Origin of the sequence: Pseudomonas sp. IT-P260, from assembly GCF_949768395.1 — a bacterium.
GTDB lineage: Bacteria > Pseudomonadota > Gammaproteobacteria > Pseudomonadales > Pseudomonadaceae > Aquipseudomonas > Aquipseudomonas parakoreensis.
This window is the reverse complement of the sequence record NZ_CATKPO010000022.1, coordinates 525,992-539,227: the sequence shown is the minus strand read 5'-3', so window position 1 is coordinate 539,227 and position 13,236 is coordinate 525,992. Positions and strand designations below refer to the sequence as shown.

12 protein-coding genes are annotated in these 13,236 nt (G+C 61.5%); 6 read left to right on the top strand and 6 right to left on the bottom strand.

Features of this window, described 5'->3' with window-relative positions; all coding sequences use genetic code 11:
• Positions 1-208: 208 nt before the first annotated feature.
• Entirely contained in the window at positions 209-2,170 is a 1,962-nt protein-coding gene (betT, locus tag ACM6HV_RS13295) for a choline transporter BetT (protein ID WP_174377299.1), read from the top strand.
• A 24-nt stretch (positions 2,171-2,194) separates the two neighbouring features.
• Here betT and ACM6HV_RS13290 read toward each other — a convergent pair whose 3' ends face one another.
• Complete coding sequence (locus ACM6HV_RS13290) at positions 2,195-2,455, bottom strand: hypothetical protein (RefSeq protein ID WP_025110994.1); 261 nt, start codon at positions 2,453-2,455, stop codon at positions 2,195-2,197.
• Positions 2,456-2,850: 395 nt separating this feature from the next.
• Between ACM6HV_RS13290 and ACM6HV_RS13285 the strand changes: the two genes are divergently transcribed.
• Together ACM6HV_RS13285 and ACM6HV_RS13280 are read left to right on the top strand one after the other, a co-directional pair.
• The gene (locus tag ACM6HV_RS13285) at positions 2,851-3,033 is read left to right on the top strand and encodes a type II toxin-antitoxin system HicA family toxin (RefSeq protein ID WP_414904396.1); all 183 of its coding nucleotides are present in this window, start codon (positions 2,851-2,853) and stop codon (positions 3,031-3,033) included.
• Positions 3,034-3,092: 59 nt separating this feature from the next.
• Entirely contained in the window at positions 3,093-3,494 is a 402-nt protein-coding gene (locus ACM6HV_RS13280) for a type II toxin-antitoxin system HicB family antitoxin (protein ID WP_414904395.1), read from the top strand.
• A gap of 30 nt (positions 3,495-3,524) precedes the next feature.
• Here ACM6HV_RS13280 and ACM6HV_RS13275 read toward each other — a convergent pair whose 3' ends face one another.
• Complete coding sequence (locus ACM6HV_RS13275; RefSeq protein ID WP_414904394.1) at positions 3,525-4,562, bottom strand: LacI family DNA-binding transcriptional regulator; 1,038 nt, start codon at positions 4,560-4,562, stop codon at positions 3,525-3,527.
• Between the two features lie 205 nt (positions 4,563-4,767).
• On the opposite strand from ACM6HV_RS13275, the gene ACM6HV_RS13270 reads away from it, so the two are divergent.
• The 3 genes from ACM6HV_RS13270 (at position 4,768) to mgrA (ending at position 9,462) form a co-directional block, all read left to right on the top strand.
• Positions 4,768-6,993, top strand: a complete 2,226-nt coding sequence (locus ACM6HV_RS13270; RefSeq protein WP_414904393.1) for a TonB-dependent receptor — start codon at positions 4,768-4,770, stop codon at positions 6,991-6,993.
• A 1-nt stretch (position 6,994) separates the two neighbouring features.
• Complete coding sequence (locus ACM6HV_RS13265) at positions 6,995-8,314, top strand: LLM class flavin-dependent oxidoreductase (protein ID WP_414904392.1); 1,320 nt, start codon at positions 6,995-6,997, stop codon at positions 8,312-8,314.
• A 110-nt stretch (positions 8,315-8,424) separates the two neighbouring features.
• Complete coding sequence (mgrA, locus tag ACM6HV_RS13260; protein WP_086793993.1) at positions 8,425-9,462, top strand: L-glyceraldehyde 3-phosphate reductase; 1,038 nt, start codon at positions 8,425-8,427, stop codon at positions 9,460-9,462.
• 92 nt (positions 9,463-9,554) lie between these two features.
• Here the strand turns inward: mgrA and tauD are convergent, their stop codons facing one another.
• From tauD to tauA, 4 genes are all read right to left on the bottom strand, one after another.
• Positions 9,555-10,394 (bottom strand): taurine dioxygenase, encoded by an 840-nt coding sequence (gene tauD, locus ACM6HV_RS13255; protein ID WP_414904391.1) that lies wholly within the window; start codon positions 10,392-10,394, stop codon positions 9,555-9,557.
• A 137-nt stretch (positions 10,395-10,531) separates the two neighbouring features.
• On the bottom strand, positions 10,532-11,365 hold the full coding sequence (gene tauC / locus ACM6HV_RS13250; protein WP_414904390.1) for a taurine ABC transporter permease TauC: 834 nt from the start codon (positions 11,363-11,365) through the stop codon (positions 10,532-10,534).
• Entirely contained in the window at positions 11,362-12,156 is a 795-nt protein-coding gene (tauB, locus tag ACM6HV_RS13245) for a taurine ABC transporter ATP-binding subunit (RefSeq protein WP_414904389.1), read from the bottom strand. Before tauB ends, tauC begins: the two co-directional genes overlap by 4 nt.
• Before the next feature lie 16 nt (positions 12,157-12,172).
• Positions 12,173-13,150: a taurine ABC transporter substrate-binding protein gene (tauA, locus tag ACM6HV_RS13240; RefSeq protein WP_414904388.1), complete on the bottom strand. Its 978-nt coding sequence runs from the start codon at positions 13,148-13,150 to the stop codon at positions 12,173-12,175.
• Positions 13,151-13,236: the final 86 nt, after the last annotated feature.

Sequence of the window (13,236 nt, the reverse complement as noted above, 5' to 3'; positions counted from 1 at the left end):
CGAAAACTACCGCCTGGCCCTGCGATTAGTCCTTACCACCCTATCCATGTTTAACTTGAACGTTCATTCAAGTTAAACCGGTGGTTCGCTGCCCGCTCACAACAGGAGGCTTGCCTTTGCTGAGTCCGATCATTTCAGCCACGATTCAACCCCTCGAGGTGCACGTTTCATGAGTGCATCGTCTACCCCCGCCAGCGGTCTGGTGCGCATGAATCCGCCGGTGTTCTACTTCGCCGCGACGGTCATTCTGCTGTTTGGTCTGGTTGTCATCGCCATGCCGGAGCAGGCAGGAGCCTGGTTGCTGGCTGCGCAAAACTGGGCGGCCAATACGGTCGGCTGGTACTACATGCTCGCGATGACGCTGTATCTGGTCTTCGTGGTGGTCACCGCGTTATCGGGCTACGGCAAGATCAAACTCGGTGCCGACCACGACGAACCCGAGTTCAGTTACCTGTCCTGGGCCGGCATGCTGTTCGCCGCCGGGATCAGCATCACGCTGTTCTTCTTCTGCGTGTCCGAACCGCTGACCCACATGCTGCAACCGCCGCAAGGCGAGGCCGGCACTGCCGATGCAGCGCGGCAGGCGATGCAGATTCTGTTTCTGCATTGGGGCCTGCACGGCTGGGGCGTGTTCGCCTTTGTCGGCATGGCGCTGGCCTATTTCGCCTACCGGCATAACCTGCCGCTGGCCTTGCGTTCGGCGCTGTACCCGCTGATCGGCAAGCGCATCAACGGCCCCATCGGTTACGCGGTAGACGGCTTCGGCATTATCGCTACGGTGTTCGGCCTGGGTGCCGACATGGGTTTTGGTGTGCTGCACCTCAACTCGGGTCTGGACTACCTGTTCGGCATCGCCCACACCCAATGGATTCAGGTCGGCCTGATCACGCTGATGATGGGCGCGGCGATCATCGTCGCCGTCTCTGGTGTGGACAAGGGCGTGCGGGTGATGTCCGACATCAACATGCTGCTGGCCTGTGCGCTGCTGCTGTTCGTGTTGTTCGCCGGTCCCACCCAGCACCTGCTCAACACCCTGATCCAGAACCTCGGCGACTACCTCGGCGCGTTGCCGATGAAGAGTTTCGACCTCTACGCCTACGACAAACCAAGCGACTGGCTCGGCGGCTGGACCGTGTTCTACTGGGCCTGGTGGATCGCATGGTCGCCGTTCGTGGGCCTGTTCATCGCGCGGATTTCCCGTGGCCGCACCATCCGCGAATTCGTCTTCGGCGTGCTGCTGATCCCGCTCGGTTTCACCCTGGCGTGGATGTCGATCTTCGGCAACAGTGCGATCGATCAGGTGCTCAACCACGGTATGTCGGCGCTGGGCATGTCGGCCCTCGACAACCCGTCGATGAGCCTTTATCTGCTGCTTGAAACCTACCCGTGGAGCAAGACTGTCATCGCGGTGACGGTGTTCATCAGCTTCGTGTTCTTCGTCACTTCCGCCGACTCCGGCACAGTGGTGCTTTCGACCCTGTCGGCCAAGGGCGGCAACCCGGACGAAGACGGGCCGAAATGGCTGCGAGTGTTCTGGGGCGCGATGACCGCGCTGGTGACCAGTGCGCTGTTGTTCTCCGGCAGTATCGATGCGCTGAAATCGGCGGTGGTGCTGACCTCGCTGCCGTTCTCGATGATTTTGCTGCTGATGATGTGGGGCCTGCACAAGGCGTTCTATCTGGAATCGCAGAAGCAGATCGCGCAACTGCATTCGCTGGCACCGGTCTCCGGTTCGCGGCGTGGCACGGGCGGCTGGCGCCAGCGTCTGAGTCAGGCGGTGCACTTCCCGTCGCGCGACGAGGTGTACCGCTTCATGGACACCACGGTGCGTCCGGCGATTGAGGAAGTGACGGCGGTCTTCGTCGAGAAAGGCTTGAACGTGGTCACCCAGCCGGATCCGGCGCACGACAACATCAGCCTGGAAATCGGCCACGGTGAGCAGCATCCGTTCATCTACCAGGTGCAGATGCGCGGCTACTTCACGCCGTCGTTTGCCCGGGGTGGCATGGGTTCCAAGCAACTCAACAACCGCCGCTACTACCGCGCTGAAGTGCACTTGAGCGAGGGCAGTCAGGACTACGATCTGGTCGGCTACACCAAGGAACAGATCATCAACGACATCCTCGACCAGTACGAACGCCACATGCAGTTCCTGCATCTGGTGCGTTGATCGGCAACTGAGCGCCGGGACGTCTCACGACTCGGCGCTCAGCACCATGAACAACACCATCGCCGCCATCGGCACTCCGAACACTGCGCTGCCCACCGCGATCTCCGAACCCAGCGGCTGCCCGGCATGCACCACCCCCACCGCACCATTGATCACCGTCAATGCCAGCCACAACGCGGCGAAACTGTAGGCCAGAGTTTGTCGGCTGAAGCCGATGCGCTCGCCGATGTAGAGCATCAGGGCGAGCAGGACCAGGCCGAAGAAGATAATGATGGCGGTGTGCATGGGTGTGCCTGCGGGTTATGTGGTGCTTGATCGGACGCCTTCGCGGGCAAGCCCGCTCCCACAGTGATCTCGGTCATTCACAGATTTGTGTACAACCAAAATCCTGTGGGAGCGGGCTTGCCCGCGAAAGGGCCACCTCGGTGTCATTAAGAGCATAGCCAAGTCAGCCCGCATCAATACAAGCCAACCATTTTCGATCAGACACATTTCGCGACGCATTCAAATATATCTGGACGGCAAGACCCTTTCTCGCTGGCTCGCGCCTGCCGTTGGTCGAACCAAATACCGAGCGTTTGTTCACCCAGCTAATATTTCTCAGAGTGTGTATCGTGTGTATAAATCGGTTGCTTACGCCCTAAAGTGACCCGCTCTTGCTGTCGAACAGGGCTAAGGAAATGCGTAGTCGGGAAATGATCAGGATGATCGAGGAGGATGGTTGGTATCTGGTTGCAGTGAAGGGTAGTCACCATCAGTACAAGCATCCGCGCAAGCCGGGTCGGGTGACGATCAAGCATCCGGATTCAGACTTTCCCAAAGGGACGATCAACAGCATTTTGAAACAGGCGGGGTTGAAATGAAGCCCGTTATTGGAAGTGAAAGTCCTTTTATGGACACGTCAGACGAAGGATTCACGTTTATGAAATTCCCGGTCGTTTTGCACAAGGATGCCGACTCGGACTACGGAGTGATTATCCCGGATGTACCGGGGTGCTTCTCCGCAGGTACCACGGTAGCCGAAGCTTTTGAAAACACTCAGGAGGCTCTGGCCCTGCACTATGAGGGGCTGGTGGCTGATGGTGCACCGTTGCCTCGAGTTCGGGACATTGATGCACATCTCGACAACCCGGATTATGCGGGTGGAATCTGGGGTGTCGTCGACTTTGATATCACACCCTATTTCGGCAAGTCGGTACGCTTCAACGCCACGTTGCCCGAGCAACTGCTGGAGCGTATTGATCAAACAGTCAGGCGTGATCAACGCTACAGTTCCCGCTCCGGATTTCTGGCCGCCGCTGCGTTACGCGAATTGTCGGCATAACCTGCGGCAGCTCCTACAGAAGCATGTTCGTCAGGTGCTCTCGCGCTCGATCACGTTGCACTGCAACAGGTTCAACCGCTGCACATCATCGCTCGACAGCACCCCAAGGCTTTCCAATACCCGCGTTGCCGCCAGCACGCCGATCTCCAGTGCCGGTGGCTTGATCGTGCTCAGGCTCGGCAACAGCATCTCGGCGAACGGGTAATCGCCGAAGCCGAGCACGGCGCAGTCTGCGGGAATCTTGAGGCCTGCGCGTTGCCCGGCGAGCAGGCCGCCGGCGGCGAGGTTGTCGTTGGCGAAGATGATCGCGTCGGGGCGGGGAGCGGCGTTCATCAGCGCTTCCATCGCTTGCTTGCCGGCTTCGAACGGCGCGCGGTCGGCGTCGGGGGCGAATACCCAAGGCTCAAGGCCGAACTCGCGCACGGTGGCGGCATAACCGTCGCGACGTTCGAGGGCACTGAGGTCACCGAGTGCGCTGTTCTGCACGAAAGCGATGCGGCGATAGCCTCTGTCGAGCAGATAGCGGGCAGCGGTCACACCGACTTCATAGTGCGAAAAACCAATCTGCATCGGTTCGCGGTCCGGCTGGTAATCCCAGGTTTCGATCACCGGAACATCCGCTTCGGCGATCATCTTTTCCGTGCCCGCACTGTGGAAGTGGCTGGTCAGCACCAGCGCTGCCGGCGACCAGCCGAGAAATGCGCGCACGGCGTTTTCTTCCTGTTCGGTACTGAAGTAACTCGACGCCAGCAGCAACTGATAACCGTGGCGGCTGAGGGTGTCGCTGAAGCCCTGAATGGTGTTGGCAAAAATCGGTCCGGAGATATTCGGAATCACCATGCCGACGATTTTGCCCCGCGCCGAGGCCAGGCCGCCGGCCACCAGATTCGGCACGTAACCCAGCTCGGCCACCACCGCCGCGATCCGCTCGCGGCGCTCGGGCGAGACGGTTTCCGGCTGATTGAAATAGCGCGACACGGTAATCGCCGAGACGCCAGCCTCGCGCGCCACTGCATTCAGGGTCACACGTCCGGCGCCACGGCGTTTGCGGGGATTTTCCTGGCTCAAGGCTTGCTCTCTCTTAAAAACCAAAACGCATATAAAAGTAATTTTTCAGTATTGGACGCTCTATGCCGAGCTTGCCAATACTGGCGATGTTAGCGCTAACAAAGCGCATTGTCTGCTACTCGCTCGAGCGAATGCCCAAGACACCGATTCAGGCGCTGTCGTCGCAGAACGGCAGCGGTTCAGGGCCAATTTCGAGCGGGCAACCATGCACAACATTCCTGGGGCGACACACAAACTGGCGCAGTCGATTCGCGCCGCTGGCTGGATCTTTACCGGGCTGGCGGTGTTGCCGCTGCCCGATGCTTTCGCCGCCGACAGCAGCGATCAAGAGCCGACCCTCAAGTCCGTCACGGTCACCGCCACCCGCCGCGAAGAGTCGCTGCAGAAGGTGCCGGTGGCAGTGTCGGTGATCGACGGCGAACAACTGGAGCGCGACAACCGCAACGGCGTGGCGAGCATCGTTCAGCAAGTGCCGTCGCTGAATTTCCGTACCGGTGCGTCGAACAAGGACACCTCGTTGTTCGTGCGTGGCGTCGGCACGATTTCCACCTCGCCCGGCGTCGAGCCAACGGTGGCCACGGTGATCGATGGCGTGGTCTATGCGCGTCCAGGTCAAGCGACCCTTGATCTGCTGGATCTGGAGCGCGTCGAAGTGCTGCGTGGCCCGCAAGGCACGCTGTTCGGCAAGAACGCCTCGGCTGGTGTGCTCAACATCACCAGCAAGGCGCCGACTAACGAGACCCACGGTTACATCGACCAGTCGTACTACAGCGGCAACGAAAGCCGAACCCGCTTCGGCATTGGCGGCAGCCTGATTCCGGACACGCTCAAGGGTTCGATCAGCACCCTGTTCGGCACTTACGACGGCAACGTCGATAACCAGCACAACGGCCAGGAGGTCAACGGCTACAACCATCGCGGGGTGCGCGGCAAACTCGAGTTCACCCCGAACGATGACGTGACCTTCACCCTGATCGCCGACTACATGCAGTCCCACGACGACGGCCCCAACGGCGTGGTCAGCAAGTCGCTGACCCCGGCATTCGCCAACGCGTTGAGCCCGGTCTACGCCAGCGGCCACAACCGCGACATCAACACCGACACCCGCAGCCACGTCGAGGACACCAACAAAGGCCTGTCCGGCCAGTTCGACTGGCAACTGGGCGATTACACCCTGACCTCGATCACCGCGTGGCGCGGCTGGGACAACACGCAGTATCAGGACGGCGATCGGCTGAGCACGATCACCCCGGCGTTCCCCGGCACCGCCGACAAAGGCGATCTGGCCTTCGACCAGTACTCGCAAGAGCTGCGCCTGGCCTCGCCGAAAGGTGAGTTCCTCGAGTACGTTGGCGGCCTGTTTTACATGCACGGCAAGGATGACGAGACCTATCAGCGCACCTTGACCACCACCACGCGCACCGACCGTGGCGTCGCCGATTACAGCACCACCAGCGACAGCTACGCCGCGTTCGGCGAAGCCACGCTGAACTTCACCTCGGACTTTCGTGGCATCGCTGGCCTGCGCTACACCCACGATGATCTGGAATACGATCACCGTCGTGTCTCGACCTCGGCGACCACGGTCAGCGGCATTCAAACGGCCACCAGCAGTTCCGGTTCGGTGGACGAGGACGGCTGGTCCGGCCGCCTCGGCGTGCAGTACGACCTGAGCGCTGCGGTCACCACGTATCTGACCTATTCGCGTGGCTACAAAGGCCCGGCGTACAACGTGTTCTTCAACATGCAGCCGCGTGACACCGAAGCGCTGAAACCGGAGACCTCCAATACCTGGGAGGCGGGGATCAAGGCCACCAGCTGGAACAACCGGCTGACCACCAACTTCGCGGTGTTCCACAGCGATTACGACAACTATCAGGCGAACTTTTTCGACACCGTTGCCGGGCAAGTGGTAACGCGCCTGATCAACGCCGGCAGCGTCAGCACCGAAGGCGTCGAACTCGATTACGCCTTGCAGGTGACCCAGCAATTGAAGTTCTCCGGTGCACTGGCCTACACCCGCGCGCGCATCGACCAATTCAGCTGCCCGGCGGGCGCGGCGGCGTCGTGCAACGTTAATGGCAAGCCATTGCCGTTCAGTCCGGACTGGAAAAGCTACGTGCGCGCCGACTACAGCATCCCGCTGGACAACGGCCTCGATATCGAACTCGGCACCGACTACAGCTGGCAGAGCGAAGTGCAGTACGACATCAGCCAGAACGCCGACACCAAACAAGGCGCCTACGGCATCTGGAACGCCAGCGTAGCGCTCGCCGATTACAGCAACGGCTGGCGTGTGGCGCTGCTGGGCAAAAACCTCGCCGACAAGTCCTACTCACCGTTGCTGGCCAGCGGCGGCAACTATATCTATCGCGCCGTGCCACGGGATGACGAGCGCTACTTCGGCGTACAACTGCGCAAGGATTTCTGAGATGAGCAGACAGTTGAAACTCGGCGCGTTTCTCATGGCCACCGGGCACCACGTCGCTGCGTGGCGGCACCCGCAGGTACCGGCCAATGCCGGGCTGGATTTCGCCCACTACAAGCGTCTGGCGCAGATTGCCGAAGCGGCGAAGTTCGACACGCTGTTCGTCGCCGACAGCGTCGCCGCGCCGACCCAGGACATCGCCAGCCGCATGGCACGCTCCGATCACTTCGAACCGCTGACCTTGCTCTCGGCCCTGAGCGCGGTGACCGAACACATCGGCCTGATCGCCACGGCGACCACCAGCTACAACGAGCCGTATCACGTGGCGCGCAAATTCGCCTCGCTCGATCATCTGTCGGGCGGCCGCGCCGGGTGGAATCTGGTGACCTCGGACAACGCCGCCGAGGCACTGAATTTTGGTCGCGACGAGCACATCGGCCACGCCGAACGCTACAGCCGTGCCCGGGAGTTTCATCAGGTGGTCAGCGGGCTGTGGGACAGTTGGGAGGATGATGCGTTTGTCCGCGACAAGGCCAATGGCGCCTATTACGACCCGTCGAAGCTTCACGTGCTGGATCACGTCGGTGAGCACTTTCGAGTGAAAGGCCCGCTGAACGTCGCACGCTCGCCACAGGGGCAACCGGTGATTGTGCAGGCCGGCTCGTCCGAAACCGGGCGTGAGCTGGCGGCACAAACTGCTGAAGTGGTGTTCACCGCGCAGACTTCACTGGCCGGCGCGCAGGCGTTCTACGCCGACCTCAAGGGACGTCTGGCCAAGTACGGACGCAGTGCCGATTCGCTGAAAATCATGCCGGGGGTGTTTGTTGTCGTCGGGCAGACAGAAGCCGAAGCGCAGGAAAAATGTGAAACGTTTCAGCAATTGGTCGAACCGGAGGTTGGCGTGGCGTTGCTTGGGCGTATGCTGGGCAACTTCGACTTGTCGAAGTACCCGCTGGACGGCCCGCTACCGGATTTGCCACTGACCGACAGCGGCCAGCAGAGCCGGCAGAAACTGCTGACTGAGCTGGCGGGCCGGGAGAACCTGACCCTCGCCGAATTGGGCCGCAGGATTGCTGGCGGACGCGGGCATTACAGCCTGGTGGGCACGCCGAAGCAGATCGCCGACCGCTTGCAGGCGTGGTTCGAACAGGGCGCGGCGGATGGCTTCAACGTGCTGGTGCCGCACCTGCCGGGCGGGCTCGAAGACTTCGCCCGTGGTGTGGTCCCGGAACTGCAGCGACGCGGGCTGTTCAGAACCGAGTATGAGGGCCGGACCTTGCGCGACAACCTGGGCCTGGCCCGACCCGGCAACAGATTTGTGTAACACCCTTCGCGAGCAGGCTCGCTCCCACAGGGGAGTGCATTCCAAATGTGGGAGCGAGCCTGCTCGCGAAGAAGTCGACACCCATTTCAAAACAGACAAGAGAGGATTCGATGACTTACACCGCTGCCGAAAACCGCTACGACTCCATCCCTTACCGCCGCGTCGGCCGCAGCGGTCTGGTGCTGCCGGCGCTGTCGCTGGGCCTGTGGCACAACTTCGGCGACAGCACGCCGATCGACACCCAGCGCGCCCTGCTGCGCACCGCGTTCGATTTGGGCATCAACCACTTCGACCTGGCCAACAACTACGGCCCGCCATACGGCAGCGCCGAGATCAACTTCGGTCGCCTGCTGCGCGAAGACTTCAAGCCGTACCGCGATGAGCTGATCATCTCCAGCAAGGCCGGTTGGGACATGTGGCCCGGCCCCTACGGCCAGGGCGGCGGTTCGCGCAAATACGTGCTGGCCAGCCTCGACCAGAGCCTGCAGCGCCTCGGTCTGGACTACGTGGATATCTTTTATTCGCACCGCTTTGACCCGGATACCCCGCTGGAAGAAACCGCCAGCGCCCTCGCCACCGCCGTGCAGCAGGGCAAGGCGTTGTACATCGGTATCTCGTCGTACTCCGGGGTAAAAACTCGCGAGATCGCTGCGCTGCTCAAGGAGTGGAAAGTGCCGCTGCTGATTCATCAGCCGGCGTACAACCTGCTCAATCGCTGGGTGGAAAAAGACCTGCTCGACACCACCGACGAACTCGGCACTGGCGTCATTGCGTTCACGCCGCTGGCGCAAGGTCTGCTGACCGACAAGTACCTCAACGGCGTGCCGGCGGATGCGCGGGTCAATCGTCCGGGCGGTGGTTCGCTGCAGGCGTCGCACCTGTCCGAGGCCAACATTGCCCACGTGCGAGCGCTGAACGAGATTGCCAAGCGTCGTGGCCAGAGCCTGGCGCAGCTGGCATTGGCCTGGACCCTGCGTGATCCGCGAGTGACCTCGGCGCTGATCGGCGCGAGCCGGCCGGAGCAGATCATCGAGAACGTCGGGGCGTTGAAGAATCTGAGCTTCAGTGCTGAGGAACTGGCGGAGATCGATCGCTTTGCTCAGGAGGGCGGGATCAATCTTTGGGAGAAGCCGTCGACCGCGGAGTAATGGGCAAAGCAAAAGATCGCAGCCTACGGCAACTCCTACAGGGAAATGCGAATCCCAATGTAGGAGCTGCCGCAGGCTGCGATCTTTTGATCTTAAAAGTAAGGCACATCCCCCAACACCGTCGCCCGCTGCATCACCCGCCGCGCCGGGCGGTAATCATCCACCGCGTAATGCTGGGTCACGCGGTTATCCCAGAACGCAATGTCATCCTTCTGCCAGCGCCAGCGAATGGTGAATTCGGGCCGCGTTGCGTGGGCGAACAGGAATTTCAGAATCGCTTCACTCTCGGTGTCCGATAGCTCGTTGATCTTCGAGGTGAAGCCTTCGTTGACGAACAACGAACGGCGTCCGCTCACTGGGTGAGTGCGGATCACTGGATGTGACAACGGTGGGTTCTTGCGCCGTGCCTCTTCCCACTGTGCCAGCGCTTCGGGCGTGTTGCCGTAACGCTCCAGCGGAAACGAGCGGGTGAAATCGTGAGTTGCAGTCAACCCTTCGAGCAAGGTTTTCATCGGCGCCGACAGTGCTTCGTAGGCGGCAATCCCGCTGGCCCACAACGTATCGCCGCCGAACTCCGGCAGCAGCTTGGCGCTGAGCACTGCACCCATCGCCGGCGTTGGCAGGAAGGTCACGTCGGTGTGCCAGATCGCGTTGTCGCGCACGTCGGTGACGGCGGTGTCGAGGATCAGCACCTCGGGCTGCTCCGGCACGTTCGGGTAGATCGGATGGATGTGCAGGTCGCCAAAGTACGCGGCGAAACGCGCCTGTTGCGCAGGCTCGATCGGCTGGTTGCGGAAGAACAGCACCTGATACTTGAGCAGCGCCTGCTCGATGGCATTGCGCTGTTCCAGGTTCAACGGCTGGCTGACGTCGACGCCGCTGATCTGCGCGCCGAGAGCCGAGCTTAATGGGGTGATGGTCAGGCTGCTCATGATGGTTCTCTTCAATTCCGGGTAACCGCGCCCCTGTAGGAGCTGCCGCAGGCTGCGATCTTTTGATTTGTTTTTTAAAAGCAGATCAAAAGATCGCAGCCTGCGGCAGCTCCTACGCGGGAGGATTCACAAATGCTTTAGTGGATTTGGCCGTGCCACGGCACCAGTTTGCGCTGCAGGGCGCGCAGGCCCATTTCCATGGCGAAGGCAATCAGGGCGATCACCAGAATCCCCAGCACCACCACATCGGTGACCAGAAATTGCGCGGCCGACTGCACCATGAAACCCAGACCGCTGGTGGCGGCGATCAGTTCGGCGGCGACCAGGGTCGACCAGCCAACACCCAGACCAATGCGCACACCGGTCAGAATATCTGGCAGGGCGCTGGGCAAAATCACGTGGCGGATCAGTTGTGCGCGGGTTGCACCGAGCGACTGAGCAGCGCGCAATTTCGCCGGGTCTACAGTGCGCACGCCGGTCGCGGTGGCAATGGCAATCGGCGCGAAAATCGCCAGATAGATCAGCAGCACTTTCGACAACTCGCCGATACCACACCAGATCACGATCAGCGGCAGATACGCCAGCGGCGGAATCGGCCGGTAGAACTCGATCAGCGGGTCAAGCACACCACGGGCAATACGGTTGGCGCCGATGGCGATGCCCACCGGCACTGCGGTCAGAATCGCGAAACCGAGGCCCAGACCGATGCGGCTCAGGCTCGCGCCCAGGTGCTGCCACAGGGTCGAATCCATGTAACCGGTAGTCGCCAGCAACCAGCCTTTTTGCAGCACGGCAGAGGGTGGTGGCAGGAACAGCGGTTCGATCAAACCGCTGGCAGTCACGGCCCACCAGATCACCAGCAAGGCGAACAGGGTCAGCAGGCTGATCCAGCGGGTGCTGAGGCTGCGCCGGACTGGAATCGCCACCGACGGGGTTTTCACTGCGGGGGCGGAAACGTCGTAACTGCTCATGCGCGCTCCTGCCGTTGCACGGCGCTGCGTTGCGAGAACACTTTGCTCAGCACGTGCTCGCGGGTTTCGATAAAACGCGGGTCGGATTTGATCGCTCGCGCCGACTCACCGGCGGCGTAGCGCTGGCCGAAATCCAGAGGCAGACGCTCGACGATCTGCCCCGGATTCGGCGCCAGCAGAATCAGGTCAGTGGCGAGGAATACCGCTTCTTCGATGTCGTGGGTAATCAGGAACACCGGTTTGGCGGTGCGCTGCCAGACTTGCAGCAACAGCTCCTGCATCTGCTCGCGGGTGAACGCATCGAGGGCGCCGAAGGGCTCGTCCATCAGCAGCACGCGCGGGTCGGCGGCGAGGGCGCGGGCCAGGCCGACGCGCTGTTTCTGGCCGCCCGAGAGCTGCCAGATCCGGCGGTGTTCAAAACCTCTGAGGTCGACCAGTGCAAGCATTTCCCGGGCGATTGTTTCGCGCTTGTCCTTGGCGACGCCGGCCAGTTCCAGACCGAACGCGACGTTGGCCAACACATCCTGCCAGGGCAGCAGCGCGTCATCCTGGAACACCACGCCGCGTTCGGCGCTCGGGCCTTTGACCGGCACGCCGTCGAGGGTGATGCGCCCGGCGCTGGGTTCGACGAAGCCGGCGATCAGGTTCAACAGCGAGGTCTTGCCACTGCCGGACGGGCCGAGGGCGACCAGCAATTGCTGAGGCCCGAGGGTCAGGGAAATGTCCGCCAGCACCGGTTCCGGGCTGCCCGGGTACTGTGCGCTGATGCGCTCCAGCTGTAGCAAGGCCATCGCAGTCAACTCCCGATCAGTTGGTGATGTATTTGGCGCTGACGTACGGCGCGTAGTCCGGCAGTACGGCTTCGACCTTGCCTTGTTCCTTGAGGAACGCGGCGGTGTCGGTAATGGCTTGGGTGGTCGGCGCGCCGAGTGTGATCACTTGATCAGCCGCCAGCGGGTAGACGTTACCCTGCAGCAGCAATGGAATGTCGCTGGCCTTGGCGCCGGAGAGCTTCACCAGTTTGTCGACGTGGGACTGGTCGGCGAGCCAGGCTTTTGGATCCTTGCGGTAATCGGCGTAGGCGTCGAGGGTGACCTTGGCGAACGCGGTGACGATTTCCGGGTGCTTCTCGGCGAAGTCTTTGCGCACGATCCACGCATCGAAGGTCGGCGCGCCGAACTTGGCCAGTTCACCGGAAGTGATCAACACTTTGCCGTTTTCCTTGGCCACACCGAGGGCCGGATCCCACACGTAAGTGGCGTCGATATCACCGCGTTTCCACGCGGCGATGATCGCTGGCGGGGCGAGGTTGAGCACGGTGACTTTCGACGGATCGATGTTCCAGTGCTTCAGCGCGGCGAGCAGGCTGTAGTGACCGGTGGACACGAACGGCACGGCGATTTTCTTGCCGACCAGATCCTGCGGGGTCTTGATCCCGGAACCGTCGCGGGCGACCAGTGCTTCGGCGGCGCCGATCTGGGTGGCGATGAGGAAAGTTTCCACCGGGACTTTGCGGGTGATCGCAGCGGTCAACGGGCTGGAACCGAGGTAGCCGATCTGCACATCACCCGAAGCAATGGCGGCGATGATGTCGGCGCCGTTGTCGAACTTGCGCCAGTTGATGTCGGCTTTGGTGGCTTTCTCGTAGGCGCCATCGGCCTGGGCGACTTTCGCCGGGTCGACGGTGGTCTGGTAAGCGACGGTGAGGTCGGCGGCCTGCGCCAGAAAGCTCGCAGCAGCCAGAGAGGCCACGGCCAGCAGGCGAAGCGGGAAATTCAGTTTCATGGGGAGTGCTCCAAATCAGGCGACCGACGATCGGCGTGAAAGGAGACTAAATGATCTAAGAAACTAAAAATAAATAACTTTTTAGA